The sequence below is a fragment of the Aurantiacibacter sp. D1-12 genome (genome assembly GCF_028858515.1).
GTDB lineage: Bacteria > Pseudomonadota > Alphaproteobacteria > Sphingomonadales > Sphingomonadaceae > Alteraurantiacibacter.
This window is the reverse complement of the sequence record NZ_JAPJZJ010000003.1, coordinates 433,534-458,821: the sequence shown is the minus strand read 5'-3', so window position 1 is coordinate 458,821 and position 25,288 is coordinate 433,534. Positions and strand designations below refer to the sequence as shown.

At 61.5% G+C, this 25,288-nt stretch carries 26 protein-coding genes; 13 read left to right on the top strand and 13 right to left on the bottom strand.

The features are described from left to right. Window positions 1–5: 5 nt before the first annotated feature. On the top strand, window positions 6–884 hold the full coding sequence (locus OOZ52_RS09220; protein ID WP_274698218.1) for a LysR substrate-binding domain-containing protein: 879 nt from the start codon (window positions 6–8) through the stop codon (window positions 882–884). On the opposite strand, the gene OOZ52_RS09215 is transcribed toward OOZ52_RS09220, so the two are convergent. Next, window positions 881–2,029 carry a hypothetical protein gene (locus OOZ52_RS09215; protein WP_274698217.1) on the bottom strand — a complete coding sequence of 383 codons (1,149 nt, stop codon included), beginning with the start codon at window positions 2,027–2,029 and terminating at the stop codon, window positions 881–883. The genes OOZ52_RS09220 and OOZ52_RS09215 overlap by 4 nt on opposite strands. Next, complete coding sequence (locus OOZ52_RS09210; protein WP_274698216.1) at window positions 2,029–2,493, bottom strand: peptidylprolyl isomerase; 465 nt, start codon at window positions 2,491–2,493, stop codon at window positions 2,029–2,031. Before OOZ52_RS09210 ends, OOZ52_RS09215 begins: the two co-directional genes overlap by 1 nt. Window positions 2,494–2,608: 115 nt before the next feature. Between OOZ52_RS09210 and mgtE the strand changes: the two genes are divergently transcribed. Continuing rightward, the gene (mgtE, locus tag OOZ52_RS09205) at window positions 2,609–4,027 is read left to right on the top strand and encodes a magnesium transporter (protein ID WP_274698215.1); all 1,419 of its coding nucleotides are present in this window, start codon (window positions 2,609–2,611) and stop codon (window positions 4,025–4,027) included. A 52-nt stretch (window positions 4,028–4,079) separates the two neighbouring features. Further along, window positions 4,080–4,469 carry a DUF1489 family protein gene (locus tag OOZ52_RS09200; RefSeq protein WP_274698214.1) on the top strand — a complete coding sequence of 130 codons (390 nt, stop codon included), beginning with the start codon at window positions 4,080–4,082 and terminating at the stop codon, window positions 4,467–4,469. Here OOZ52_RS09200 and OOZ52_RS09195 read toward each other — a convergent pair. Genes OOZ52_RS09195 through OOZ52_RS09185 form a run of 3 tightly spaced genes read right to left on the bottom strand, consistent with a single transcriptional unit; the run spans window position 4,446 to window position 7,662 of the window. Further along, window positions 4,446–5,408 (bottom strand): hypothetical protein, encoded by a 963-nt coding sequence (locus OOZ52_RS09195; RefSeq protein WP_274698213.1) that lies wholly within the window; start codon window positions 5,406–5,408, stop codon window positions 4,446–4,448. The genes OOZ52_RS09200 and OOZ52_RS09195 overlap by 24 nt on opposite strands. Beyond that, window positions 5,408–6,310: an NAD(+) diphosphatase gene (nudC, locus tag OOZ52_RS09190; RefSeq protein ID WP_274698212.1), complete on the bottom strand. Its 903-nt coding sequence runs from the start codon at window positions 6,308–6,310 to the stop codon at window positions 5,408–5,410. The genes OOZ52_RS09195 and nudC overlap by 1 nt, the downstream gene beginning before the upstream one ends. Then, the gene (locus tag OOZ52_RS09185) at window positions 6,310–7,662 is read right to left on the bottom strand and encodes a serine hydrolase domain-containing protein (protein ID WP_274698211.1); all 1,353 of its coding nucleotides are present in this window, start codon (window positions 7,660–7,662) and stop codon (window positions 6,310–6,312) included. Before OOZ52_RS09185 ends, nudC begins: the two co-directional genes overlap by 1 nt. 95 nt (window positions 7,663–7,757) lie before the next feature. Here OOZ52_RS09185 and OOZ52_RS09180 point away from each other — a divergent pair, with 95 nt between their 5' ends. Together OOZ52_RS09180 and OOZ52_RS09175 are read left to right on the top strand one after the other, a co-directional pair. Next, window positions 7,758–7,979 carry a hypothetical protein gene (locus tag OOZ52_RS09180; RefSeq protein ID WP_274698210.1) on the top strand — a complete coding sequence of 74 codons (222 nt, stop codon included), beginning with the start codon at window positions 7,758–7,760 and terminating at the stop codon, window positions 7,977–7,979. An 8-nt stretch (window positions 7,980–7,987) separates the two neighbouring features. Next, window positions 7,988–8,365, top strand: coding sequence for a PF20097 family protein (locus OOZ52_RS09175; RefSeq protein ID WP_274698209.1), 378 nt, complete (start codon window positions 7,988–7,990; stop codon window positions 8,363–8,365). A gap of 22 nt (window positions 8,366–8,387) precedes the next feature. Here OOZ52_RS09175 and mutY read toward each other — a convergent pair whose 3' ends face one another. After that, window positions 8,388–9,416 carry an A/G-specific adenine glycosylase gene (gene mutY, locus OOZ52_RS09170; RefSeq protein ID WP_274698208.1) on the bottom strand — a complete coding sequence of 343 codons (1,029 nt, stop codon included), beginning with the start codon at window positions 9,414–9,416 and terminating at the stop codon, window positions 8,388–8,390. A gap of 29 nt (window positions 9,417–9,445) precedes the next feature. Between mutY and OOZ52_RS09165 the strand changes: the two genes are divergently transcribed. The 5 genes from OOZ52_RS09165 (at window position 9,446) to OOZ52_RS09145 (ending at window position 15,528) form a co-directional block, all read left to right on the top strand. Then, window positions 9,446–10,021 (top strand): DUF721 domain-containing protein, encoded by a 576-nt coding sequence (locus OOZ52_RS09165; protein ID WP_274698207.1) that lies wholly within the window; start codon window positions 9,446–9,448, stop codon window positions 10,019–10,021. Then, window positions 10,018–10,719, top strand: a complete 702-nt coding sequence (locus OOZ52_RS09160; protein WP_274698206.1) for a DsbA family protein — start codon at window positions 10,018–10,020, stop codon at window positions 10,717–10,719. The genes OOZ52_RS09165 and OOZ52_RS09160 overlap by 4 nt, the downstream gene beginning before the upstream one ends. A gap of 107 nt (window positions 10,720–10,826) precedes the next feature. Next, a complete protein-coding gene (locus tag OOZ52_RS09155) occupies window positions 10,827–11,576 on the top strand; it encodes a thioredoxin domain-containing protein (RefSeq protein WP_274698205.1) in 750 nt (249 codons plus the stop codon). A gap of 18 nt (window positions 11,577–11,594) precedes the next feature. Continuing rightward, window positions 11,595–15,011 carry an AAA family ATPase gene (locus OOZ52_RS09150; RefSeq protein WP_274698204.1) on the top strand — a complete coding sequence of 1,139 codons (3,417 nt, stop codon included), beginning with the start codon at window positions 11,595–11,597 and terminating at the stop codon, window positions 15,009–15,011. A gap of 73 nt (window positions 15,012–15,084) precedes the next feature. Beyond that, window positions 15,085–15,528, top strand: coding sequence for a hypothetical protein (locus tag OOZ52_RS09145; RefSeq protein ID WP_274698203.1), 444 nt, complete (start codon window positions 15,085–15,087; stop codon window positions 15,526–15,528). Window positions 15,529–15,645: 117 nt separating this feature from the next. On the opposite strand, the gene soxR is transcribed toward OOZ52_RS09145, so the two are convergent. Continuing rightward, a complete protein-coding gene (soxR, locus tag OOZ52_RS09140) occupies window positions 15,646–16,083 on the bottom strand; it encodes a redox-sensitive transcriptional activator SoxR (protein ID WP_274698202.1) in 438 nt (145 codons plus the stop codon). A 150-nt stretch (window positions 16,084–16,233) separates the two neighbouring features. Between soxR and OOZ52_RS09135 the strand changes: the two genes are divergently transcribed. After that, window positions 16,234–16,620 carry a VOC family protein gene (locus OOZ52_RS09135; protein ID WP_274698201.1) on the top strand — a complete coding sequence of 129 codons (387 nt, stop codon included), beginning with the start codon at window positions 16,234–16,236 and terminating at the stop codon, window positions 16,618–16,620. Between the two features lie 40 nt (window positions 16,621–16,660). Here OOZ52_RS09135 and OOZ52_RS09130 read toward each other — a convergent pair whose 3' ends face one another. The 3 genes from OOZ52_RS09130 to OOZ52_RS09120 all read right to left on the bottom strand — a co-directional run bounded on the left by OOZ52_RS09130 (window position 16,661) and on the right by OOZ52_RS09120 (window position 20,267). Next, complete coding sequence (locus tag OOZ52_RS09130) at window positions 16,661–17,785, bottom strand: cytochrome-c peroxidase (protein WP_274698200.1); 1,125 nt, start codon at window positions 17,783–17,785, stop codon at window positions 16,661–16,663. Between the two features lie 262 nt (window positions 17,786–18,047). Next, complete coding sequence (locus tag OOZ52_RS09125; protein ID WP_274698199.1) at window positions 18,048–19,433, bottom strand: glutamate--cysteine ligase; 1,386 nt, start codon at window positions 19,431–19,433, stop codon at window positions 18,048–18,050. An 87-nt stretch (window positions 19,434–19,520) separates the two neighbouring features. Continuing rightward, window positions 19,521–20,267 (bottom strand): 16S rRNA (uracil(1498)-N(3))-methyltransferase, encoded by a 747-nt coding sequence (locus OOZ52_RS09120; protein ID WP_274698198.1) that lies wholly within the window; start codon window positions 20,265–20,267, stop codon window positions 19,521–19,523. 53 nt (window positions 20,268–20,320) lie between these two features. Here OOZ52_RS09120 and OOZ52_RS09115 point away from each other — a divergent pair, with 53 nt between their 5' ends. Both OOZ52_RS09115 and ubiA read left to right on the top strand, forming a co-directional pair. Next, complete coding sequence (locus tag OOZ52_RS09115) at window positions 20,321–20,692, top strand: hypothetical protein (RefSeq protein ID WP_274698197.1); 372 nt, start codon at window positions 20,321–20,323, stop codon at window positions 20,690–20,692. Further along, complete coding sequence (ubiA, locus tag OOZ52_RS09110) at window positions 20,689–21,600, top strand: 4-hydroxybenzoate octaprenyltransferase (RefSeq protein WP_274698196.1); 912 nt, start codon at window positions 20,689–20,691, stop codon at window positions 21,598–21,600. Before OOZ52_RS09115 ends, ubiA begins: the two co-directional genes overlap by 4 nt. On the opposite strand, the gene OOZ52_RS09105 is transcribed toward ubiA, so the two are convergent. From OOZ52_RS09105 to OOZ52_RS09095, 3 genes are all read right to left on the bottom strand, one after another. After that, entirely contained in the window at window positions 21,601–22,971 is a 1,371-nt protein-coding gene (locus OOZ52_RS09105; RefSeq protein WP_274698195.1) for a methyltransferase family protein, read from the bottom strand. A gap of 109 nt (window positions 22,972–23,080) precedes the next feature. Then, window positions 23,081–24,445 (bottom strand): outer membrane protein assembly factor BamB family protein, encoded by a 1,365-nt coding sequence (locus OOZ52_RS09100; RefSeq protein ID WP_274698194.1) that lies wholly within the window; start codon window positions 24,443–24,445, stop codon window positions 23,081–23,083. Window positions 24,446–24,462: 17 nt separating this feature from the next. Further along, window positions 24,463–25,257, bottom strand: coding sequence for a tetratricopeptide repeat protein (locus OOZ52_RS09095; RefSeq protein WP_274698193.1), 795 nt, complete (start codon window positions 25,255–25,257; stop codon window positions 24,463–24,465). Window positions 25,258–25,288 lie beyond the last annotated feature (31 nt).

Below are 25,288 nucleotides of genomic sequence, written 5' to 3'. Positions count from 1 at the left end.
GCGGCATGCGTCGCCTTCCGCCCCTGCGTGCTCTTGAAGCCTTCATCCGCACGGTCAGACTGGGTTCGGCGCGCTCGGCGGCGAACGAACTGGGGTTGAGCCCGTCTGCCCTTTCCCGCCGGATTACCAATCTGGAAGAGTTCACCGGGCGCAAGCTGTTTTCACGTTCCGGCCAGACCATGCGGCTGACAGATGAAGGGCGCGGCTTTTACGATGCGGTGGCTCCGCAACTGGAAGCGCTGGCGGCTGCGGTAGAATCGCAGAGCGAGAATCTGCAACTCATGCGCCTGCGCCTTGGGGTTATGCCGCTGTTCGGAACCCAGCGACTTTTTCCAAGGCTCGGCGAACTGCGCGAACGTCATCCGCGTCTGCATCTCGATATCGACACCGGACCGCATCTGATCGACCGTGTCGGCGACACGCTGGACGCCGCCATTGCACTCACGACGCAGCCCGATCCGGGCATGTACAGCGTGCAGCTGGACCAGAACACGATCCACGCCATCGCCAATCGCGATCTGGTAGACGCGCTGAGCGATAAACCTGACGAGACCGAACTCGCCAAGCAAACTTTCCTCGTCCACACCGACATGCCGCAAAGCTTCGAAGCATGGAAAGCAGGGCTCGGCATCGAAGGCATGCAGCCTTCCGCCATCGACCATTACGATTCAGGCCAGCTGATTCTGGAAGCCGCTGCACAGCGCATTGGCATTGCCATTATGCACGATGACCATCTGGCCCGTAACAACGATCCGCGGCTTGCGCCACTTTATGATCAAAGCGTGGCAAGCCCTTATTCCTATTGGTTTATGTGTCGTCCAGCAGATCTGGAGGCGCGACCCGTCCGCATCTTCCATGACTGGATCGTGCAGGCTGGACTTTAGCGTTCCGGGCGGCTGTAGAAGTCAACCACCATCGCTTCTCCACCCGAAACAATCAGATCGATGCAGGACTCGATTGAGCTCGGCTCCTCACAAGTGAGCACGATCCGGCTCTGTTCTACGCCGTTCAGCACCCAGTAGGCGCTGAGCCTGCCATCTCCTTCCAAACGGTCCACATGAACGCGCCAGCCCACCCGGCTTCGGTACCAAGGAAACAGGACTGGGGAAGCGGTCAGACGTTGCCGCAGACGATAGGCGATATCCTCATCGTTCGAGTGGGGGTTGATCGGCACCCCATCGCCTATTTCGGCCGGCACCCGAGGCCTTTCCGGACTCGTCTGGCTCACGGGCCTGCCGATCAGCGGATTTTGGGCAAGCGAAAGGCCGGCCTCGGGATCATCATAGGCGGCGATCCAGGTCAGACATTCCGCAAGATCGCGCATCGAGTGATCGCGACCCGGAGAGAAACCGGGCTGACAATCGAGCGAATAGGCTTCTGAAGGTCTATTGCCGAACTGGCGCAGGAAGCCTAGCCAGTCTCCGCGTTCGACAATACTCAGCCGATCGGTTTCGCTGTCAAGCGCGCCAAAGCGCGGCGCGCTGTTGAATGCGACGATACGCGCACGCCCTTCACCATCTTCCCCGAGCGGTTGTTCGGAGACTTCCATTGCAACGCCGCCGCCAAGCGAATGGCCGGTCAGGCTAAGGCTTGTCTGCGCGTACTGCGGCGCTTGCATTTGCTCATAAACAGCCATTGCAGTTGCAAGACCGCGATCATGGTGGCCGCCGAGAACGCTTCCGAGGACGAAATCATCAAAGCCCGGCTCTGTACCGCGATAGGCGATAATGGTTTCAACCAGCTCGTCTCCGTCAAAACGGTCAAAGATGACATAGGCATAGCCGATATCGTCATTGCCCAGGGTCGGGGTGCGCTGCACCACATCGCCGGGCAGGATGAACGCCTCGTGATCCTCGTATGCGTTAATTGCCAGCTGTGCGTAGAGCCAGCTGTTTGCTGCAAGTGCACGTGTGCCCGCATTCCAGCCGGCAACCGGGTTAGCACCGCCCCGATCTATTGCGGTGCTGGTCGTGCAGCCGCCCAGCAAGGCGGCTGCACACAGTGCGGACGCAAGCGCGCCCGCTCGCATCAGGCGACAGTGGCCTTCATGATCTTGCCCGGGTTTGCAGGCGGCTCACCCTTGGGAAGCGCGTCGATGTGGTCCATGCCGCTCTCGACTTCGCCCCACACGGTGTACTGGCGATCAAGGAAGCCGGCATCATCGAAGCAGATGAAGAACTGCGAATTGGCGCTGTCCGGGTCCATCGTGCGCGCCATCGAGCAGGTGCCGCGCACGTGCTTCGCATCGCTGAATTCTTGGCGGAGATTGGGCTTATCTGATCCGCTCATGCCGGTGCCGGTCGGGTCACCGCCCTGCGCCATGAAGCCCGAGATCACGCGGTGGAACACCACGCCATCGTAGAAGCCTTCCTTGGCCAGCTCGGTGATGCGTTCAACGTGATTGGGTGCCAGATCGCGGCGCAGCTTGATGACAACGTCCTTGCCCTCGCCATCGCCGGTATCGAGGGTGAAGGTGAGCTTTTCGTCGGCCATTGGGGGTATCTCCTTGTTATGCCATTGGGTGGCTTGCCGCTCGGTATAGGGATGATCCGCGCAAAGTCACCCCGCCGCGCTTGCTTTTGCCACACAGGGCAATACACCGTCGCACATGGCCGAGACCGATCTCCAGGATGCTGACCTCGAAACGCCCATCCAGGGCGAAGGCGAGCAGTTTGACGAGGAGAACCGGCTGAAGCCCGAATTCGTTCGGCTCGTTTCCTATTCGCTGCGCGATGACAATGACGAGAGCACCTACGAACTCGTCGAACCGCTGCACCCCGCCGACATTGCCGACCTGTTCGAGCTGATCGACCGCGAGGACCGCGGGCACCTCGCCGCCGCCATCACTGACCTGATGAGCAGCGAAGTGATCGCCGAGCTCAACGACTTCGTGCGTGAAGACATGGTCGAGGCGCTGGCGCCGGAAGCCGTCGCCGATATCGTCGAACAGCTCGATACCGATGACGCCGTCCAACTGATCGAAGACCTCGATCCGCCCGACCAACGCGCCATTCTGGCCGAAGTCGAGGCCGAAGACCGTACCGCGATTGAAGCCGCGCTCGCCTATCCGGAAGAGACCGCCGGCCGCCTGATGCAGCGCGAGCTGGTGGCCGTGCCCGAAAGCATGACCGTGGGCGATCTGATCGATTACCTGCGCCGCGATGACCACTTGCCGACCGAGTTCTGGGAAGTCTTCGTCGTCGATCACCGCTTCCACCCTATCGGCTCTATCGAGCTGAGCTGGATCCTGCGAACCCCACGCGACATCGCGCTGTCCGATGTGATGAAGCGCGACCAGACGCTGATCCCGGTCGACATGGACCAGGAAGAGGTCGCACTGCGGTTCCAGAAGTACGCGCTCATCTCTGCCGCCGTGGTGGACGAGAATGGCAGGCTAGTCGGCCAGCTGACGGTCGATGACATCGTTCATATCATCCAGGAAGAAGCGGACGAGGACGTCATGCTGATGTCGGGTGCCGGTGACGGTGACATCAACGAGCCGCTGCGCGATGCCTATTCGGCGCGTGTGCGCTGGCTGATCGCCAACCTCGGCACCGCAGTGGTTGCTAGCGCGATCATCGCCTTCTTCGGCGGCGCTATCGAGAAGCTCGTCGCCCTTGCCGTGCTGATGCCGATCGTGGCTTCCATCGGCGGCAATGCGGGTACACAGACAATGGCCGTCACCGTCCGCGCTATTGCGATGAACCAGCTGACCCGTTCCAACACCAAGCGGCTCGTCTTGCGAGAACTCAAGGTCGCGCTGATGAACGGGGCGACGATTGCAGTGCTGATCGGCATTGCCACCGCACTGATCTTCACACCCGAACTCGGTGCCGTGATTGCGGCAGCGATGATCATCAACATCATCATAAGCGGGATGGCGGGTGTACTGGTGCCCGTTGCCTTTGACCGCCTCGATCAGGACCCGGCCGTCGCATCCTCTGTATTCGTGACGATGATCACCGACTCGATGGGCTTCTTCGCCTTCCTTGGCCTGGCGGTCGCAAGCGGGCTGGTGAGTCTGTAGTACAGGCGTAAGCACTGCTTGAGCATTCTGCCGGAGCCACTATCTCCTCCCCATGCCACTCCACCTCACCAAGATCGCTTTCGGCGCAAAGAGCTTTGCCGATATCGAGGAGTGGTACGCCAATCGCCGCAGCCCCCATCTGACCACGCGCTATCGCCCGACCAAGTGGGAGCAATGCATCGGCGGATCGCTGTTCTGGATATTCGAACACAACATCGTTGCCCGCTCGACCATCACCGGCTTCTCGCAGACCGACACCGGTCGCTGGCGGATTGAGCTGGAGCCGGAATTGGTCAAAGTCATGCCTCGCCCCAAGCGTGCGCATCAAGGCTGGCGTTATTTGAAAGGTGAACCACCGCGCGATCTAATGGACGGCGAGGATGTGGGCGGCGTAATCCCGGGCAAGCTCGCAGGGAAGCTACAACGCCTCGGGCTCATCTGACGGGATAGGCACGCTCCCCGCGGGCGGCTGATCCGGGCACATCAGGGTCAGCACTTCCTCGTCAAAATCATAGGTGATGCTGGCGCAGTGGCCGATCGTGTCCATGCCGACATACATGCGCTGGCGTGGGATGTCGCCGGTATTGGCAGTGACCACGATTTCGTCCGGATCGCCTTCCTCCGGTGCTTCCTCGTCAATGCCTTCCGAACTGCCGTGATCGCTGACGCGCACGGCGATATTGCGCACTTCCAACTCTCCCAGCATCAGCGGATCACGCAGGGTGAGCCGACGGACTGGACGGTCAACGCCGTAAAGCACCGGCATAAAGCGTGCCTCGCCATCAAAATATCCGCGATAATCATCTGCAAGGATGCGCCCGCCAGTGGCCGACACCAGAGTCTCCGGACGGTCGAAACTGAAAGCGACATAGATCGGCACCCCGCCCGCCTCGATCAGCGTTCCAGCGAGTGTCCGGCCCATGCGTTCCAGCGGATAGGTGATGGCGCGATCACGTTCCGTCGGTTCGCGCAGGGTCAGCACCACGCGCTCCTGCGGGAAATGGCCCGGACCCACCACACCGTCAGCGCCCTCGACAATCTGTCGCTCGCTATAGGCGGTCCGGCGACGGAAAGTCCCGCCTTGCATATGATAGCGGACGGTATCGGTGCTGAACCGCAGTCGCTCAGGGCCAATCACATAGACAAATCCGACCATGCTCGGTTCAAACCCGAGCCGCTCTGCCGCGTCACCGTTCATCGAAACGGCGGAAACCGCATCGGGCGCGATCAGGATCTGCACCGGCTGGTCGTTGATCACGACTTCCACCGGAACGCCCGCCTGCGCGCGCAATTCAACCTCATCGAGATCGACACGCTGGGCCTGTGCGGGATTGCAGAGCAGCGCAGCTGCGATAACCGCAAGTGGCGCAAACTTCAGCATCAGTCCTGTCCTCCTTGCGCCAGCCACCAAGCGAGCAGCGTGTGCGCAATCGCCTCTTTGGGCGGCGCGCGGAAGGCCTTTCCGTCGGGCGCGTTCGCCATGGCCTCTGCCACCTCTTCGCGGGTGAACCAGCGCACGTCTTCCATCTCTGTTGTGTCGATGACGAGTTCGCGACCACTCGCAAAGCCGTGGCAACCGATCATCAATTGCGAAGGGAAAGGCCAGGGCTGGCTGGCGACGTAGCTGACATTGCTCACCGTCACGCCTGCTTCTTCGAACACTTCACGCGATACGCCTTCTTCAAGACTTTCGCCCGGTTCGAGAAAGCCGGCGAGTGCGGAATAGTTACGCTCCAGCCAACCATGGCCACGCCCTAGCAGCAGGTCGCCATTGTGCTCCACCAGCATGATGGCGACCGGATCTGTGCGCGGGAAATGCATGACGCCGCAGCCGCCGGCATCCTTGCTGCAATCGCGCTGCCAGCCGCCTTTGGCAATCGTCGTGGGGGCCCCGCAATTGGCGCAAAAACGGTGGCGTGCGTGCCAGTCGACGATGCTGCGCGCGCCGGCATAGATCGCCAGATCACGCGGGCCCAGCTGCATGATCACCGCGCGATTGGCACGCTGTTCCAGCGCCTGCCGTGCATCGCCTACGCCGGGCACGGGCACGAAGGTAGGCGCTCCGTCCTTCAAGCCGAGATACACGGTTTCGCAATCCTGCGGGGTTTCGGCAAAAGGCGCATAGGTAAGTGCGCCCGTTTCGATCAGCGGCATCAACCCGTCCAGCCGCATCAGTTGGGCATCGTCACGGCCCTTCATCCGTGCCAGCCGTGCGGGGTCCGCGCGGGTATGATCGTCACGGTCGATACCGTGGCCGGTCAGTGCGGGCGTAAAATCACCCATCAGTTGGCGAACATGGCCACGGCGTCACGACTGACAGCACGCGGAAATTCGGTTGGCAGAGAGAGGCTTTCCTGCGGCATATACTGCGTCATCATGGTCATGCGCAGGCTGTAATCCATGTTGACCAGACCCGCGGTTCCGGCAGCACCGAACCAGCCGAACAGGCCCTGCGCGGCACCTGCCCCCACCATGCCGCCTGCGCCAAATCCGTGTTCTGTACCGTTGCCGACAAAGCCGCCGCCCGGCACCAGCGTGTCGGGGAACAGGTTGGAGGTGCCGAGACGCACCGCAGCCTCGCTGATCACCTGCCGTCCGTCGATTTCACCCAGGCCGCCGACCATCTGCAGGAAGCGGTCATAGTCGCGTGCAGTCGAAACCAGCCCCGCCCCGCCAAAGGCGAATTCGGGCCGTTCGAGATAGACCGAACTACCCGGCAGATCGAGCGGCACGGGCATGCCGCCAAGCAGGAAGTAGTTCGCCGCCAGACGGTTGGCCTTTTCACGCGGAACGCGGAAGCCGGTATCGGGCATGCCGACAGGGTCGAAGATGCGGCTCTGCAGGAATTGTTCAAAGCTCTCCCCGCTCACCACCTCGATCACGCGGCCCATCAGGTCGAGACTGACCGAATAGAGCCAGCGGCGGCCCGGCTGGCTCACCAGCGGCAGGTCTGCAAGGCGGTCTGCAAAGGCTTCCAGGCTAGGCGCGATGTTTCCACCCAGCAGGTCGCGCGCGAGGGGCAGATTACTCACCCGCGCCGGGTTAATCCCTTCGCGCATATAGGCATCACGGATCGGCCCGCTCTGCACGATCGAATAGCCAAACCCTGCCGTGTGCGTGAGCAGGTGACGCATGGTGATGTCACGCTCCGCAGGTTCCAGATTGCCCGGAGTGATCGCACCGTCATACTGCTTCTGCACCTGCATGTTGCGGAAGGCGGGAAGCACTTCATGCAGCGGCTGGTCGAGCTCCAGCAGGCCTTCATCCATGCAGATCATCGCCGCCATGCCGGTTACCGGCTTGGTCATCGAATAGATGCGGTAGATGGTATCGGCGTTGACCGCACTTGCCTCGGAAAACATGCGATTTCCTGCCGCGATCACGTCAGGCTCTGCCGCGCCAAGGCCCATCGCGGTGACCATGCCGGAAATCTGTCCTCCACGCACATAGCGATCAACCATCGCCGCCACTTGCGGCCAACGCGCGCGGACATCGGCGCTTTGCGCGAAGGCGGCAGAGCCGAGCGGCAAGGTGCCTGCAACCGCTCCCGCACCAAGCAGAGCCCCCGAACGCAAGGCATCGCGGCGGGAGAACGGGGTGGACATCACATTTTCGAGCATTGGGGGGTCTCTCACTCTTGTCGCTTCGCGCCAGTATAACAGGGGGGTGTAGCAGGCAAATTTCAGGCAGCAACCTTGTAGAACTTTGGTGTATTGCCTATATAGAACACATGTTCAATATCATCTCTTTTCTGCTCGGGCTGCTGTCGCTGGTCCTCGTCATCCCCGGCCTGATTCCCGGCCTTGGTATCGCCAACTGGATTGCCCTACCATTTATCGCGGTGGGAATTCTGATCGGACAGATTTCCAGCAGCAATAGCGGGCGCAACTTCTGTTTCGTTGTCGGCTTGATCGCTGTCGTGCGCCTGATGCTGGGCGGCGGACTGCTTTAGGAGAGCACATGGCACAATGTCCCAAATGCAACGGCCAGATGACGCCGGGCTATGTTTACAGTCCGGATACGGGCGGGCGCGTCAAATGGATCGACGGTGAGAGGAGCCTGTGGCGAACGCTGGCGACCGGTCTTGGCATGGGCCCACCATCCAGTGAAGTATCGTCACACCGCTGCAGCGCTTGCGGATTCATCGAATTCTTCACGGATACCGGCGCCAAGCCCGTCAAGACACTGTCTAGCGTTGAAGCCGAAGCCAGCGAATTGCGCGAACTGATGAAAGTTCTGCAAGATCGGGTTGGCGTGCTCGAAACTATCGCCACCGACCCAGCCGAGCGGACTGCGCGCGAGATCGAGGCGCTGCGCGATACTCCAGACAGTAAATAGCACCTTCCCGGGAAGGAGTGGCTCATCGGGCCGCCAGCACCAGTCTTGCAGCCTTGGCAAACAAGGTTGGCAGCCCGGCATCCTCGATCTGACTGACCGGCCACCAATCCCCCTCACCTGACGGAGCAGACGCATTCCCCGCATGGACCGCAACGCCCAGTTCAAGGTCGAAGTGGGTGAAGGAGTGGCGGACAACGCCCACCGCTTTCCACGCACCCGATACGGGAGCGTCCTCATTGCCATTCTTCCGCGCGGACCAGCCATCATCCGGCAAGGCACGCATTCCGCCGAGCATCCCTTTGCCGGGGCGCTGGACGAGCCATACTGCGCCATCTTTCTCAATCCAGAATGCCGTGCCTGTCCGGCTTGGCTTAGGCTTTTTCGCCGCCTTCACCGGCAGTCGCAACGGATCGCCTGTCTTTCGCGCCTCGCATGGGTCCCGCAGCGGACAGAGCAGGCACTTGGCATCGCGCGCCGTGCAGATCGTCGCCCCAAGGTCCATCATCGCCTGCGCGAAGTCTCCTGAGCGCTCGTCAGGCGTGATACCATCGGCTTTGACGCGGATGGCCTTGCGCGCGCCGGGCAATGGCTCTTCGATGGCGAACAGCCGGGCAACCACTCGCTCGACATTGGCATCGACCACTACCGCCCGCTCACCAAAGGCAATCGCCGTAACAGCAGCGGCGGTATAATCACCCAACCCAGGCAGTTTTTTCAGCTCTGCCTCGGTCTGTGGAAAGCCCCCCATTTCAGAAACAGCGCGTGCGCACTTCACCAGATTGCGCGCGCGCGAGTAGTATCCCAGCCCCGCCCATGCCGCCATCACGTCCTCTTCAGGAGCCGCCGCCAATGCCTCCACCGTGGGCCATGTCTTGGTGAACTTCGCGAAGTAGGGAGTGACAGCCGCCACGGTTGTCTGCTGCAGCATGACCTCGGACAGCCACACGCGGTAGGGATCTGGACGCGGCTCACCGGGAGGCGCGCGCCACGGAAGATGCCGGGCGTGATCGTTATACCAGTCCAAAAGGCGCGAAGAGATGGTAGCAGTCACGCCGCGCCTATGGCATGGACGCGGACCTCATGGAACGTGATGACCCACCGAAATCGGGGAAGAGCCCCCAACCCGGCGCCAAGGGCAGCAAGGCGAAGGGTCGCAAGGCGCGCCCGTATCAGCGCCCGCGCGGCGGGCCTGCCAAGCAGGTGGCGGATCTTGTACCACAGATTGGCCGCGCCGCATTCCGCCGCTTCGGCTTCGTACAATCAAGCGTCGTCACCCGCTGGCCCGAAATCGTCGGTCCGCACCATGCCAAGGTCTGCGCACCCGAAAGCATTCGTTTCCCGCCGGGCGAAAAGTCTGACGGGATCATGCAACTGGTCGTCCTGCCCGCCCACGCGCCGCTGATCCAGCATGTGATTCCCGAGATTATCGAGCGCGTGAACCGCTTTTTCGGCTACAAGGCTGTGGCCAAGGTAAAGATCCGGCAAGGTGCGGTTAAGCCGCCGAGTGCTGGAGAGGGCCGCAAGGCTCCGCCTTCATTGAAGCCCATCCCGATGGACCTTGGTGAAGGCCTGCGCGATATCGGCGATCCCGAATTGCGCGCCGTTTTGGAATCGCTCGCCCAGTCTGTGGCGAACAAGGAGGATGAGAGTAAATGAAACGAGCCGCACTCGCCGGCCTTTTGCTTGCAGCCAGCACTCTGCCCGCAGCGCCCGCTGCCGCGCAGCATTGGAACGCAGAGGTTGAACAGACCGCGCAGGGGCACCGCGTCGGCAACCCCGATGCTCCGCTGCAATTGATCGAATTCGTCAGCTACACCTGTCCGCACTGCGCCCATTTCGAGCGGGATAGCGAAGCCGAGCTGCGCTATTTCTACGTGCATGAAGGCTATGCGGCGGTCGAAGTGCGGCACCTGATCCGCAATATCGCCGATGTCGCAGCCGCGCTCGTCACCGAGTGCGGGCCGGAGGAGAACTTCTTCGCCAACCACCGCGTCATGCTGCACGAACAGCCCAACTGGATCGCCCGCGCACAGGCTCTCACGCCGGGCCAGCAGGCACGCTGGAACTCGGGCCGCGTTTCCGAACGGATGCGTGCCATCGCCTCGGACCTCGACTTCTATGAGATGATGGAACCGCGCGGTTACTCGATCAGCGAGCTTGATCGCTGCCTGTCTGACGAGGCGCGTGCAGACGCCCTCGTCGCCGCATCTGCCGGCAATGCTGCCGAGTTCGGCGTTACCGGAACACCCAGTTTTGTGCTCAATGGCACACTGCTGGAAGGCGTGCACAGCTGGCCACAATTGAGCCAGGTGTTCATGTCTGCACGTGAATCTGCACCAGAAGACTTCGAATAAGGGGAAAACCCTGTGCAAAAGCGCCGATTCCGGACCCCGGGCGCTTTTCGTGCTCCCTATCACCTGTCTACCTTCGGGGTTCGCCTGATGACGGAAAGATTCTTACTATGAACGCTTCACGCCGTATCACTCTCGCTCTCTTCGCCGCGCCGCTCGCGCTGGCCATCTCCGCTTGCAGCGGTGGCGCTGCTGACGGTGAGATCGCCGAAGGAGAAGCCCTCGATCCCATCGCCGCGCCCGAAGGTGGTAGCTGGCTCGATGTGGTGACACAAACCGAAGAGTACGGGTACGTGTTGGGCAATCCCGATGCGCCGATCAAGCTGATCGAATACGGCTCTTTCACCTGCGGCACTTGCGCCCGCTTCACGATGGAAGGGTCTGAACCGCTCAAGCAGGATTATGTCAGCACCGGCCTCGTCTCCTACGAGCTGCGTAACCTCGATCGCAATGGCGTCGACACGGTGATCAGCGCGATCACGCGTTGCACCGCACCGGAAGCATTCCACCCGCTGGCCGATCAGGTATGGCTGAATTTCGAAACGGTGATGCAGGGCGTCCAGTCGGCTGATCTGGGTGCCAGCGCCAGCCTGCCGCAGGAACAGCAATGGGTCTATGTGGCGCAGGAATCGGGCTTGCTCGACTTCTTCGCTGCGCGGGGCATCAGCCGCGATCAGGCCGCATCGTGCCTTTCCGATTACGATGCCGTGCTCAATTTCAGCAATGCGACCAATGCCATTGCCAACGAAATGGGCGCCACCGGCACACCGTCCTTCTACGTCAACGGCAGCAAGGTCGATGGCGTCAGCTGGCTGGACCTCGAGCCGATCCTGCGCCGCGCGGGCGCTCGGGAAGAGTAAGAGCGGGGCGGGCGAGGCATGGAGTTCCGCAAGCTTCGCCTGAGCGGCTTCAAGAGCTTCGTTGAACCGTCCGAGCTGCGTATTGAGCCGGGGCTGACAGGCGTTGTCGGCCCCAACGGCTGCGGAAAATCGAACCTGCTGGAAGCCATCCGCTGGGTGATGGGTGAAAACTCGCCCAAGTCCATGCGTTCGGGCGGGATGGAAGATGTCATCTTTGCCGGAACCGCAGGCCGCCCGCCGCGCGATTTCGCCGAAGTCGTGCTCCACGCGGTAGATGATCATGGCGAAGACATGGACGTTACCCGCCGTATCGAGCGTGGTGCGGGCAGCGCCTATCGCCTGAACGGCAGCGATGTTCGTGCGAAAGACGTCTCGCTGCTGTTCGCCGATGCCGCCACGGGTGCGCATTCTCCGGCTCTGGTGAGCCAGGGCAAGATCGCGCAGGTGATCGCCGCCAAGCCCACCGAGCGCCGCATGATGCTGGAAGAGGCGGCGGGGATCGCTGGCCTGCACGTGCGCCGCCGCGATGCCGAGAGCAAGCTGCGCTCGACCGAGAAGAACCTCGAGCGGCTCGAGGACCTGATGGCGGGGCTGGACTCGCAGATTTCTTCGCTGCGGCGGCAGGCCAAGCAGGCCGAACGCTACAAGAAGCTGTCCGACCAGATTCGCGTGGCAGAGGCCCGGCTGCTCTTCGCCCGCTGGCGCGATGCGGCTGCGGCTGCCGAGGCCGCGCGCAATGAAGCCAAGATTGCGGATGAGAAGGTCGCAGGCGCTCAGCAGGCCGCCAAGGCCGCGCAAAAGGCGCAGCACGAACTGGCGGGCAAGCTTGCCGAACTGCGTGACGAGCTCGCCGACCGCCGCGATGATGCCAGCGCTCACGGACACCGCATGGCGGCCCTCTCAAGCCAGTTGGAAGCGGCAGAGCAACGCCTGAAAGACCTCGACCGCCAGAAAGAGCGCTTGGAAGAGGACAAGGTCGATGCCGACCGCATGACGCGCGATGCCGCCAAGGCGCTGAAGGATCTCGAAAGCGCGCTTTCCGCGGGTGAGGCATCGCTGGAAAAGGACGAGGCGGATCGCCCCGCCCTCGCCGCCAAGGTCGAGGATGCCGAGCGGGCCGGCCGTGCCGCCGAACTCGCGCTCGCCAATGCGACAGCGGATCATGCCGGGGTCGAAGCCGAGTGGCGGGTGGCAGAAGCGGAGATTGCCCAGGCGCAAGCGCGGCTCGATCGACTCGACAACGACGCCGCGCGGCTAGCCCAGCAGCGCGAAGCACTGACCGGCGCGCGTGATCCGGCGGAGGAATTGGCCGAGGCACAGGAAGCAGCGAGTAAGGCCACTGCCCTGCTCGAGCTGCTGCGCAGTGAAACCGCGGACGACCGCGAACGCAAGGAAGCCGTGGCACAGGCGCGCGAGGATGCGCGCGAGGCCTACTCCGCCGCGAAGGCCGAATTGGCCGGGATCGAGCGCGAGTACACCGCGCTGGAACGGGACAGGCAGGCGCGCGAGAAGCAGAAATCGAACCGCTCGGGCCGCAAGCTCGCCAACGATGCGGTGCGTGCGGCGCCCGGATACGAGCGCGCTCTTGCCGCCGTGCTAGGCCGCGACGCCAAGTCTCCCATCGGCAGCCCCGAGGGCGATGGCCGCTACTGGACGGGCCGCAATGCCCCCTCCCCTGTGGCGAATTCGCTCGCACAGCATATCGAGAATTGTCCCGACGAATTGGCCGCGCGCATGGCGCTGGTGCACGTGGCGGACAGCGACGATGGCCGCGATCTGGATCCGGGCCACTGGCTCGTCACAAAGGATGGCGCACTACGGCGCTGGGACGGCTTTGTTGCACGAGGTGAAGGCGGCGCGGAAGCGGCGCGGCTGGAAGCGGATAACCGTTTTGCCGAGCTGGAGGCGCAGCTCCCGGCGCTGCGCGAAAAGCTGGCAGAGGCGGAAGCCAAGTCCAACCAGCGGCAGGAAGACTATGCAGCGTTGCAGCAGGCGCTGATCGAGAAGGATCGCTCGATTGCCGAAGCATCGGAGAACGAACGCAAAGCCCTGCGCACAGTCGATCAGGCCGAGGCCGCGGTGGCACAGATGGCCTCTCGGCTCGAGCAGATTGAGGCATCGACAGGCGAGATTGCCGAGCAGCGTAAGGTCGCCGAGGCAGAGCTGGAGGCGGCCAAGGCCAAGCTCTCCGACCTTCCCGATCCCGAAGCGGGCCGCGCCTCGCTCAATGCAGCCAAGGCCAAGAACGAAGCCACGCGCGAGAGCCTGCAGGCGGCCAATGCCGGTCTCGCTGCGCACGATCAGGCGCTGGCCGTGCTGCGCGAGCGCGTTGCCGCCCAGCGCGCCGATATCAATGGCTGGCAGGCACGCGCGGGCGATGCCGCGAGCCGCCTCGCCGGAATGGCCGCGCGGTTCGAGGAGATCGCCGAGGAACGCGCGGTTATCGCCGCCAAGCCCGAAGGCCTGATGCGCGAGATCGAAAGCGGCGAAAGCGTGCGCGCGCGGCTAACCGAAGAGCTGACCAAGGCCGAAACAGCTGTTCGCAGTGCCGAGGCAGAGGCGCGCGAAGCCGATTCCGCTCTCGCCGATCTCAACGAGGCACTGTCCGCCACGCGCGAACACCGTGCAACTCTGACCGCCCGCGCAGAGAACGAAGAACAGCGCCGGGAGGAAATGGCGCGCATCTCTGGCGAACGGTTCCAGTCGCCGCCTGCGCTGCTGGCGGGCAAGTTCGAATTCGACGAGGAGGAGGTCAAGAATTCGGGCCTCGAAAGCGACGAGATGGACCGTCTGGTTGCAAGCCGCGAGCGCATCGGTCCGGTCAACCTGGTTGCCGCCGAAGAACTCGGGAAGATCGAAGAAGAACACGGCGCCAATGCAGCCGAGCAGGAAGAGTTGGCCGAAGCCGTTAATCGCCTGCGCTACTCGATCGGCAACCTCAACCGCGAGGGCCGCGAGCGCCTCCGCGCTGCATTCGAAGAAGTCGACGGGCACTTCCGTGTGCTCTTCAGCCGTTTGTTCGAAGGCGGACAAGCCCACCTCGCGATGATCGATAGTGACGATCCGCTCGAAGCCGGTCTCGAAATTTACGCCCAGCCGCCAGGCAAGCGCCTACAGAGCTTGAGTCTGCTGTCAGGCGGCGAACAGGCGCTAACCGCAACAGCACTTATTTTTGCGCTTTTTCTAACCAATCCGGCACCAATCTGCGTACTGGACGAGGTCGACGCACCGCTGGACGACGCCAATATCGAACGTTTCTGCGACCTGCTCGACTCCATGGTGAGCGAAACCAACACGCGCTACCTCATCGTGACCCACAACGCCGTCACCATGAGCCGCATGCACCGCCTGTTCGGTGTTACGATGGTCGAAAAGGGCATTTCGCGACTGGTGAGCGTGGATCTGGGTGAGGCCGAAGCGATGGCGGCGGAGTAGAAGTATGGGTCTCCGTCCTATCGCCCTTGCCGTGGCTCTGCTGCTACCGGCGTGCAATTCTCCAGAGCCCGTCATGTCCGACGAAGATATGGCATTGCTCCGCGAAACGTTACCTGGGATGACAGAAGAGTGCCTCAATATCGTGAGGTACGAGGGAATTGAAGCCTACCCGAATGATACTGGACGCTGCTTCGAGATGAGCGAACAGCGACGATGGAAGGGGCTTTGGATCGCAGAGTTTGAATATTCTGTCTTCTGCGGCCCAGACGGTATGGCATGTTACCCTGACGAGGCTGAAGAAGCGACAGATACGGTTTGGTTGAGCTTTGCGTCTGGTGCCGAACAGGATGATATCTTTCCAAACGGATTTGCATACGACTCAAGCTCTGATGGAATTTATGAAATCGAGTTCTTGGGCCGGATTACCTCGATAAGGGGATCGCACGGACATATGGGCATGTCTCAACGCGAGATCGTGGTAAGCGAGGTGATCTCAATCGAACTCGTGGACGATTAGGGTTCAAAAAGGCACAACTGTCATCCTGAACTTGTTTCAGGATCCATTCCACAGCCACTCACCTTTGCCCATGGGTCACCAATGGATGCTGAAACAAGTTCAGCATGACGGGGCAAATCAATCCAAAACCGCCCTTGGCCCCGGTCCTTTCAACCCTAACTTGTCATCCTTGTTGTACAGGCGGCATTTCTCGAGACTCAGGCAGCCGCAGCCGATGCACTGGTCGAGCTGGTTGCGGGTACGATTGAGCAATTTGATCTTCTCGTCGATCTGGACACGCATCTGGCGGCTGATCTTTTGCCAGTCGGCGAGAGTCGGGTTGCGGCCTTGCGGTAATGCGGCGAGGTGGTCCTCGATCTCGGCAAGGCCCAGGCCGAGCTTTTGCGCGATCAGGATGAAGCTCACCCGGCGGATATCCCCGCGCAGAAAGCGCCGCTGGTTGCCGCCCGTACGGATCGGATCGAGCAGGCCCTTCTCTTCATAGAACCGCAGCGCGGACACCGCGACGCCTGTGCGCTTGGCCAGTTGCCCGATTGTGATGAAGCTCGCGTGCATGGCATTCCTCGTTACCGAAAAACTTTCAACAAAAGCTTGACCTCAACTTAACTTGAGGTTGCACAAGAGGCAAGTCTCGATTCGGCAATGCATTTTTCGATGCCCTTGAATCGACATAAAAACAATGATTTATGGAAAGGACTTGAACCAATGCTGCAATCACAAAATACAGCCCGCATCGAGCATGTGAACCTTACTGTGAGCGATCTTGACCGCTCGATCGCCCTGTTTGAAGACCTGCTGGGGTGGCACCTGCGCATCCGTGAAAAGCATGGCTGGGGTGGCGAATTTGCTCATGTCGGATCGGACGAGGACTATCTCGCGCTGTGGTCTGACGGTGAAGACTACTCGGGCCAGAAGAAGGGCAAGCCGATGAACCACGTGGGCCTGCAGGTGAGTGATCTCGACGCGGCCGAAGCTGTGGTGAAGCGCCACGGTCTCGAACCGTTCAGCCACGGCAAATACGAACCCGGCCCGCGCACATTCTACTTCTTCGACTGGGATGGAATTGAGTTCGAGGTGGTCAGCTATGAATGAGATTATCCTGCGCGAACCACTGTTCGTTCATCGCGATCTCTCATCGAAACGGACTGGCAAACCGGCTGTCGGCAGCGAGCGTCTCATCATCAAGCGTCAGCAGGAAATCAACCAGGGCTTGCCGGTCGCTAGCTGACAGGTTGAGACGGCGGGGCTGGCCACCCGGCGTACGCAAACGGTTGTCGAGCGCCGGCCCGTCCTGCACTCCTGCGTCATAGTGCTCGATCACCTCTAGCAGACTGTCGAAGCGTCCATCGTGCATGAAGAACCGCGAGCTACCGACATTTTTGAGTGATGGCGACTTGAACACAATCGTCTCACCCGCATCGAGCCCATTGCTCCGGCTATTGGCCGCAAGCGCGAAGGTTGGCGGACGATGGCATGCTGCACATCCAGCGCCGCCCTGCCCCGGCCCGTCCATGAACAGTTGCCGCCCGCGGTTCTCCGAAGCCGAGAAACCCGGCAGCGCCTGATCAAGCGCGCGATTGGGTGCGCCCGGGCCGAACACCTGCGCGTAGGCGCGATCCCAACGGCTATCGGATGAGATAATGGCGCGCTGGAAATGCGCGAGTGACCGCTCGATGCGCGCCACGGTGATTTCTTCATCTCCAAACGCAAAGCGGAACAAGGCCGCGTAATAGTCTAACCCTTCCAGCTTTGTGACGAGTGAGGTCAGGCCACCATTGTTTTCCCACCCCATCTCTATGGGGTTGAGGATCGGCTGTGTGGCTTGATCCTCCACCGTGGCAGCGCGCCGATCCCAGAACATCTCTCCGGGCTCATAGTAGCGGATATTGCCAATGCGCATGGCGTGAGCGTCAGTGAATTCGCCACCGGCGAATCCCTCGCTGAATTGCCCGTCATCATCGAAGCCGAAGCCCTGTTGGTGGCAGCTCGCACAACTCGTGGTGTCATTCACACTCAGCGCGACGTCATAGAACAGCACGCGTCCCACAGTGGCGACAGCATCGTTAACCGGATCATTGCCCGGGGTGTTGTCGATCACGTCGACAGCCTGGTCATAATAGGCGGGCAGTGTGGGCGCTGCATAGTTGTCGAGGTTCTCGAGATCGACCGTCAGCGTTGCCTGCACAATCGCGTTGAGTTCGGCAGTACTCGGGGAAGTTGGCGTTGGGGTAGGAGTAGGGGTTGGCGTTACAGTCATTGTCACGCCTGTTGGAGTGGTGCCGCTCTCACCCCCACCGCATGCTCCCAATGTCAAGACCGCGGCAGTGCTCAGGAATGCCTTCGTACCAAATCCCGGTGCCATCAATTCACTCCCTAAAGATTTCCTTGGAAGTGACTCTTGTGCGACAAACCTGAACAAAATCTGTCAAATTTTGTTGCCTTATCAATCTGATACAAATTGCGACAATTGACTACGCGGGCGCGACATTTGCCACGTTTGGGTGACGAAATGAGTATCCTCAGAAGCTCTCTTCGTAGATCCGCTTGATGTCCCCGCCCCACTCGCCATGGTACTTGTCGAGCAGGACTTCGGCGGGGACTTTTCCGCTTTCGACAATCTGCCGCAGCGGTCCGAGGAAGCCGGTTTCATTGTCGCCCATCGAGTTGAGGCGGCCGCGCGCGACAAGGCCGGCGTGGGCGATGTCGAGCACGTCGCCCGCCAGATCGCGCAAGGTACCGCCGCCGGGAATGGGCGCGCCAAGCGCCTGCGCAGGCACGGCATTGCGAAGCGCCTCTCGCTCTTCCATCGACCAATCCTTGACCAGATCCCACGCGGCATCGAGCGCAGTATCATCGTACAGCAGACCAACCCACAAAGCGGGCAGCGCGCAGATGCGGTTCCACGGACCGCCATCAGCCCCGCGCATTTCGAGGAAGCTTTTGAGGCGTACTTCAGGGAAGGCGGTTGAAAGGTGATCCCACCAGTCGCTTTCCGTCGGCAACTCGCCCGGCAAGATGGGGAGTTCGCCCTTGAGGAAGTCGCGGAAGCTGAGCCCGGCTGCGTCGAGATACTTGCCATCGCGGAAGACGAAATACATCGGCACATCGAGCATGTAGTCGACATAGCGTTCGTACCCGAAGCCGTCTTCAAACACGAAGGGCAGCATGCCGGTGCGGTGCGGATCGGTGTCCGACCAGATATGGCTGCGATAGGAGAGGAAGCCGTTGGGCTTGCCCTCCGTAAACGGAGAATTGGCGAAAAGCGCAGTGGCAAGCGGCTGCAGCGCAAGTCCCGTGCGGAATTTTTTTGCCATATCCGCCTCTGAACTATAGTCCAAATTAACCTGAATGGTACACGTGCGCAGCATCATGTCCAAACCGAGGTTTCCGACCGTCGGCATATGCTTGCGCATGATCTGATAGCGCTGCTTGGGCATCATCGGCAGCTCTTCGCGCGTCTTGTCCGGCCACATGCCGAGGCCGAGGAAACCGACGCCGAATTCATCGCTCACGCTTTTGACCTGTGTCAGGTGACGACCGGTTTCGGCGCAGGTCTGGTGCAGCGCTTCGAGTGGCGCGCCCGACAATTCGAGCTGACCGGCAGGTTCGAGGCTGATGGTGCCATCATCGCCCGACATGGCAATAACATCCACCTTGCCGCTTGGCCCTGCCTCTTCAACAGGCTCCCATCCGAATTCGCGCATGGACAGAAGGAGATCGCGGATGCCGCCCTGCTCGTCATATCTCGGCGCACGGTGGTCGTCGGTCTTGTAGACTAGTTTCTCATGCTCGGTGCCGATGCGGAACCGGCTCTTGGGCTTCTCTCCCGCCTGCATAGGTGCGACCAGCTGGTCACGACTTTCAATGCGCGGTTCATTGCTGTCAGATGCCTTGCGCGTGCTCATCGGCTCTCCTCGTGCTTGCGATTGGCGCCTTAGCGGATAGGTCGCAATTCGCCACGCAATATTTTGCTTACCCCGCCTGCACTTGGCCTACTGCCAATCGCCCATGGTCCCCATCCAAAGCGAGACAGCAGCAAGGGCCGCGGTCTCTCCCCGAAGTATTCGCGGGCCGAGCGTGATGGGTTTCGCCCGGGGGTGCGCGCGGATCGCTTCGCGCTCCGCATCGTCGAAGCCGCCTTCGGGACCGATCAGGATGGCTGCGGGCGTTCCGCGCGTCTTGAAGACTTCAGCAGCAGGCTCGCCACCAAGTTCGTCAGCGAAGAAAAGAGCGCGATCAGCGGGGAGGGCTTTCAGGAACGCCTCGATCTTCACCGGCTCCTCGACACCAGGAAGCGCCGTGCGCGCGCATTGCTCCGCCGCCTCGGTCACGATCCGGCTTACACGGTCATGGTTGAGCTTGTCTGCCACGCAGCGGCGCGTCACCACCGGGCAAATTCTCGCGACGCCCAGCTCGGTCGCCTTCTCCAGCACCAGATCAAAGCGGTCCTTCTTGAGCAATGCGGGGCACAGCCACAGGTCAGGCACCTCCTCGCGATCACGCAGCTTCTCGACCGGCTCCAGCATTACATTGCGCTTGCCCGCCACGGTAACGCGCGTCGCCCACTCGCCCGTCATGTTGTCGCAGACGATCACTGCATCGCCCTCCCCCACACGCATCACGCGGCTGAGATAATGCGCCTGTTCCGCGTCCAACGTGATGGGCACGCCCTCGGACACGGGATCGCTGACAAACAGGCGCGGAGCGGATCGTGGGGGCCAAGCAGGAGTAGCGGGCATGGCTAGGCACTAGGGCCAAGTGCGGCTAACAGGCAAGCCCAAGGAGGACAGCGATGTCGGCGCGAACAACACAGTATCTGATCGGAGCCGTCTTCGCCGTGCTGGGCGGATGGGCACTGATCTTCCCGCAATCGGTCATCGACCTGGGCGTTACGCCGGAATACCACAGCAACGACCTGCTTCCGCGTCTCTTGATGGGCTGTTTCGGTGCGCAGGCCTGCCTGTTTGCGCTCGTTGCCTTCACCGCGAAATTCACCCGGCGCACGTTCGCAGCTTACGGCTTGGCCCTGCTTCCGTTCTTCATTTTCAACTACTGGTTCTATTTCGTCGAGCCTGTCCTGAACGAGGTCATGTTCATCGACTTTGTCGGCAATCTCATCATGCTCGCGCTCTGTTGGCATGGCTACCGTAGGGCCCCCGAATGACCGCCGAAACCATTACCCCCGACAGCCAGCACAAATCGCTCGCCGAGCGGCTGCCGCAACCGTTTCGCGACTACGCTTTGCTCGGGCGGTTTGATCGACCCATCGGCTGGTGGTTGCTGTTCTGGCCGTGCGTGTGGGGCGTGTGGCTGACGGGAGCTGGTTTCCAGTGGGCATTGCTCGCGTGGCTGCTACTCGGCGCGATTGCGATGCGCGCGGCAGGCTGCGTCTACAACGATATCGTCGATGCCGATCTGGACAAGAAGGTCGAGCGAACTGCGCTTCGCCCGATTGCCAGCGGCCGGGTGAGCAAGCGCTCCGCGTGGGTGTGGCTGGTGAGCCTGTGCCTTGTCGGGCTGGTGGTGCTGCTGCAACTCGCATGGCAAGCGCAACTGGTAGCACTTGGCAGCCTCGCAATGGTCGCCGCCTATCCTTTCATGAAGCGCATCACCTGGTGGCCGCAGGCGTGGCTGGGGCTCGTCTTCAACTGGGGGGCGCTGGTAGGATGGATGGCGCTACGCGACGACAATCTCGCCGTTATGTTCGCGCTCTATGCGGGCGCGGTATTCTGGACAATCGGATACGATACAATTTACGCGCTGCAGGACCGCGAGGATGACGCACTGGTGGGCATCAAGAGCTCGGCCCTGCGGCTAGGCGGGCGGGTGAAGAGCGGTGTGGGACTGTTCTACGCGCTCGCACTTGGTCTCTGGGCGCTTGCCTTCTGGCTGCTGCGTAGTGACGCGATCGCGCTGCTGGCGCTGATGCCGATGGCCTTGCACCTGATCTGGCAGGTGGTGACGCTGGAAACGTCCGGTCCGGACAATCCGCTCGACCGCTTCCGTTCGAACCGCATGGCGGGCGCGCTGATGGCCGCGGCCTGTTTCGTTGTCGGAAATGCAGGATTGTAATTACTCGGCGGGTTGCGGCTCCATCCGGCCCTGACCCTTACGCGGGTTCGCCCAGTGCAGCGCCTTGGCAAGGCGCGAGGTGATCACGCCGTTTTCCTGCATCCAGTCGTAGTACTCGCGGTACTTCGGATCCTCGGCGAGCAGGTGCGCCTCTTCAGTGCGCGCGCGCCAGTAGTAGATGGCGCTCACAATCATGATGAAAGCGGTGTTGCGGATCGCATCGGTCAGTGAATCGCTGGTGACAAGGAACGGCATCGTCGCGCACCACCAGAACAGGTTCTTCGACACATAGGCCGGATGGCGCGTGTAACGATACGGACCGTTGGTCAGCACACCGCGATAGGTGAGGTTGGAGAAGCGGATGCCAAAGGCGACCGTCGCCCAGGCATAGACGCCGGTAAGGAAGACCAGCCAGCCGGCCCAGAGCCATAGCAGTGCGGGATAGTCCGCCAGCCAGTATGCCCAGTCTGCGGTATTCACTTCGTAATTGATGATATTGCCAAGCACGCCCCAGGCGAGCGGCGGATAGCAGAAAAAGGCCGCGATCCATCCGGCGAGGAAGGGGTTGCCGCTACGGATATGTGCATCGAGCGGACGCATGGTGAGCAGGTATCCGACCGTGCCGATCTGCACGTCGATCACGAACAGTATTTCGAAGAGGAACACACCCAGTAGCACCGGATTGTTCCAGATCTCCTGCGTCTGCGTGTCCACCACGGTGGCGAAACCGATGGGCAGGATGGAGATCATGAAGGCGCTGAAGAAACCCTTGATGATCCAGCTGCGCCAGTGCTTCTTTACCTGCTCCATATCGTAGGCCTCGCGCCCTACGAGCATAGCCCCGAAGTGCCAGGCATGATCGCGCGGATTGACGAGCACGCGGTCGATCCACAGGACGTAGGGCACGCTCAGTACCACCAGCGGAACAATCGCCGCGCCAAGCACCTGCATGGCAAAGAGATACTGGCCGTCCCAGTACCAGCGACCAAGGCAATAGAGCCCACCGATGATAAACCACGTGGCCCACAGGCCGGCGAGTTTGGTGATCGAAATGTCGACAATGTCACCAACCGCGCGACGGTTGTCCCAGTCTATCCCGGTCGTCGGATTGCGATGTACTTTCTCGACGAAGACCGAATAGGCGGCCATCACCCCGCCCGTCAGCACCATCGCCAACAGAGCGGAGTACGGGCCGGACAGGCGGCCAAGATCGTTGGGATAACCGAGCGCTGCGGAAATCTCCGGAAAACTGCGCGCGAACAGGATGTAGGCCAGCAGGGTGAGAAGGCCGACAAGGCCCACCCACGGAGATACGTCGCTTTTCGGCAGCTGTGCCGGTGTTTGCGACTGTGCAGATTCGCGTTCGCTCATAGGCGTTGCCATTACCGCACAAGGGTTAAAGGCAGGGTAACGCCTTTCGCCGCTGTCCCGCCAAGACACGGGCAGCGCCCAAAAGGTAAATTCGTTCGTTTATAGTGACTTAGCGGAAAGCGGTGATGCGTCCGCTATCATCAAGGATGTACATCGTATTGTTCGCTACTACCGGAGGCAGCGAAACGCCGTCATCCAGCCGCGAATGATCCGCGACCGCGCCGGTCATCACGTCGACCGATTTGATGTAACCGCGCGAGCTGGCGATCCACAGGCGGTTGTTCGCAAGCACCGGACCGGTCCAGAAAATCGGCCCCGTGCGATCTTCGGCATCGCGCCACTGGTCCAGCTGGGTCATCCAGCGAATGCGACCCGTGTTGCGCTGGATCGCAAGAATGCGCGCGTCGTCTGTCAGCGTGAAAACCCATTCACCCACGATTGTCGGCGCGGAAATACCCGCCAGCGTGAGTTCCCAGATGCGCTGCCCGGTGATCAGCTCGTAAGCCGCCATGCGGCCACCCTGGCCAAGCGCGTAGACGCGGCCCTGATCGATGATCGGATCGGCATCGACATCGGTCAGAGTGCCCACCTGCGTCGAGATAGAGGTCCGCGCAAGTGCGTCAGACCACAGCTCGCGCCCGTTCTCGTAACGATAGGCAACCAGCTCACCACTGGAGAAACCTGCGATCACGGTGCCCTGCCCCGCAGCCGGCGCTGCAACGCCGAAAACGCCCGACTGGCCAATCGCCGCCGCACGCTGCCAGCTGACGTCGCCATCATCGGCTTCGAGCGCGAAAATCTGGTTGTCCTGCGTCATCACAAAGACGTTGTTGAACGCAACCGTAGGCGCGCCGCGTAGCGGACCGCCCGGCTTCACACGCCAGACCTGCGCGCCTGTCGCGGCGTCCAGCGCCACAACATCGCCCACGCCATTGGTGGCATAGACCCGTCCGCCATCGTAAGCGGCGCCGCCGCCGAATGTCGCGTCTTCCAGATCGCCCGATACTTCGATCCGGTGCTGCCAGCGACGGGCACCGGTATCGGCATCGAACGCATGTACCACTGCGCTCGTATCCACCACGAAGACCATTCCATCCGCAACGACCGGAGCCGAAGCGAGACGGCGGGTGTTGGTGGTGCCAGCGATCTGCGCGCTCCACACGCGGTTCGGCGTTGTCGAGAGCGTTACGTGCCCTGCAACCTTCGCGGCATTGCCACCAGCCTGCGGCCAGCTCGCGTTGGTCTGTGCCGGAGGTACTACAACCGTCACATTGGCCAGCGCGGGATCGGCAACCACCTCGGTCGCGATGCGCGACAGGATCGGCTCACGATTGCCGACCGTCGGCGTTTCGTCCTGATCGTCACCACCTCCGCCAAGGCCAAGCGTGCTGCAGCTCGCAAGGGCCACGGCAGACAGCGCCACCACGGCAGGGCGAAGGAATGAAACGGTCTTGCGCATTGCGAATGTGCTCATGGGAATAGTTGAAATCCTTACTCGACCAGCTCGACTTCGCCTTCGGAAGGCACGTCTTCACCGGTAATTTCCGCCAGTGCGGCATCGACATCGTCAATCGGGTCGAAGCCAAGCAGGCCGGCGAGCTGACGTGTACGGCCGCGAATGCTGCCGGGCACGTCTTCATTCTGTGAAATGGCCACCAGCAGCGGTCCTGCCTGGTCGCGCTGGTCGAGCGCGAGATAGGCATGTGCCACCAGTTCTCCGGCGCTGCCATAGTAGGCGTTGTCCGGCTGCGCGAGCGGACCGATACGATCGATAACCGCCTGCGGCTCCATATCGTCAAACTGTAGGGTTACAGACCGGATGGCGGCGATATCGCGATACTCTGCGGGCAGCTCGGTATTGTTCGCGACACTATCGAACAGGGCCACCGCATCATCGATCCGGTCCTGCTGGATGGCGATACCAGCGCGCATCATAGCGGCGGCTGCAGCGGCACCATCGGTCCCGTCAGAAAGCTGCGCCAGCTCGCCATCGGCAATGTCAACATTGCCGGCTTCCAGCTCGTCCATTGCCATCACGAGTGATTCAGAGCGTTCTTCAAGCGCCGCTTCGGTCTGCGATTGCCAGAACAGCACGCCACCAAAAATCGCCATCGCGATCGTCAGGCCAATACCCACCGGCCAGCCGTACTTCTTGGCAAAATCGGTGACTTCATCCTGACGGACAGCCTCGTCCACTTCGCGCATGAGCATTTCCTGCTCTGCGTCCTTGCGTGTTTCGGGCTTGGCCTTGTCAGGCAGGTTGGTTTCGGTCGGTGTGCGTGCCACGTGTCTAGTCTAACTTGCAGATTGCTATTGT

Excerpts from the sequence above, each read along its gene's own strand:
- OOZ52_RS09220 (WP_274698218.1), top strand. The coding sequence starts at position 6 with ATGCGTCGCCTTCCGCCCCTGCGTGCTCTTGAAGCCTTCATCCGCACG.
- OOZ52_RS09215 (WP_274698217.1), bottom strand. The coding sequence starts at position 2,029 with ATGCGAGCGGGCGCGCTTGCGTCCGCACTGTGTGCAGCCGCCTTGCTG.
- OOZ52_RS09210 (WP_274698216.1), bottom strand. The coding sequence starts at position 2,493 with ATGGCCGACGAAAAGCTCACCTTCACCCTCGATACCGGCGATGGCGAG.
- mgtE (WP_274698215.1), top strand. The coding sequence starts at position 2,609 with ATGGCCGAGACCGATCTCCAGGATGCTGACCTCGAAACGCCCATCCAG.
- OOZ52_RS09200 (WP_274698214.1), top strand. The coding sequence starts at position 4,080 with ATGCCACTCCACCTCACCAAGATCGCTTTCGGCGCAAAGAGCTTTGCC.
- OOZ52_RS09195 (WP_274698213.1), bottom strand. The coding sequence starts at position 5,408 with ATGCTGAAGTTTGCGCCACTTGCGGTTATCGCAGCTGCGCTGCTCTGC.
- nudC (WP_274698212.1), bottom strand. The coding sequence starts at position 6,310 with ATGGGTGATTTTACGCCCGCACTGACCGGCCACGGTATCGACCGTGAC.
- OOZ52_RS09180 (WP_274698210.1), top strand. The coding sequence starts at position 7,758 with ATGTTCAATATCATCTCTTTTCTGCTCGGGCTGCTGTCGCTGGTCCTC.
- OOZ52_RS09175 (WP_274698209.1), top strand. The coding sequence starts at position 7,988 with ATGGCACAATGTCCCAAATGCAACGGCCAGATGACGCCGGGCTATGTT.
- OOZ52_RS09165 (WP_274698207.1), top strand. The coding sequence starts at position 9,446 with ATGGAACGTGATGACCCACCGAAATCGGGGAAGAGCCCCCAACCCGGC.
- OOZ52_RS09160 (WP_274698206.1), top strand. The coding sequence starts at position 10,018 with ATGAAACGAGCCGCACTCGCCGGCCTTTTGCTTGCAGCCAGCACTCTG.
- OOZ52_RS09155 (WP_274698205.1), top strand. The coding sequence starts at position 10,827 with ATGAACGCTTCACGCCGTATCACTCTCGCTCTCTTCGCCGCGCCGCTC.
- OOZ52_RS09150 (WP_274698204.1), top strand. The coding sequence starts at position 11,595 with ATGGAGTTCCGCAAGCTTCGCCTGAGCGGCTTCAAGAGCTTCGTTGAA.
- OOZ52_RS09145 (WP_274698203.1), top strand. The coding sequence starts at position 15,085 with ATGTCCGACGAAGATATGGCATTGCTCCGCGAAACGTTACCTGGGATG.
- soxR (WP_274698202.1), bottom strand. The coding sequence starts at position 16,083 with ATGCACGCGAGCTTCATCACAATCGGGCAACTGGCCAAGCGCACAGGC.
- OOZ52_RS09135 (WP_274698201.1), top strand. The coding sequence starts at position 16,234 with ATGCTGCAATCACAAAATACAGCCCGCATCGAGCATGTGAACCTTACT.
- OOZ52_RS09130 (WP_274698200.1), bottom strand. The coding sequence starts at position 17,785 with ATGACTGTAACGCCAACCCCTACTCCTACCCCAACGCCAACTTCCCCG.
- OOZ52_RS09125 (WP_274698199.1), bottom strand. The coding sequence starts at position 19,433 with ATGAGCACGCGCAAGGCATCTGACAGCAATGAACCGCGCATTGAAAGT.
- OOZ52_RS09120 (WP_274698198.1), bottom strand. The coding sequence starts at position 20,267 with ATGCCCGCTACTCCTGCTTGGCCCCCACGATCCGCTCCGCGCCTGTTT.
- OOZ52_RS09115 (WP_274698197.1), top strand. The coding sequence starts at position 20,321 with ATGTCGGCGCGAACAACACAGTATCTGATCGGAGCCGTCTTCGCCGTG.
- ubiA (WP_274698196.1), top strand. The coding sequence starts at position 20,689 with ATGACCGCCGAAACCATTACCCCCGACAGCCAGCACAAATCGCTCGCC.
- OOZ52_RS09105 (WP_274698195.1), bottom strand. The coding sequence starts at position 22,971 with ATGAGCGAACGCGAATCTGCACAGTCGCAAACACCGGCACAGCTGCCG.
- OOZ52_RS09100 (WP_274698194.1), bottom strand. The coding sequence starts at position 24,445 with ATGAGCACATTCGCAATGCGCAAGACCGTTTCATTCCTTCGCCCTGCC.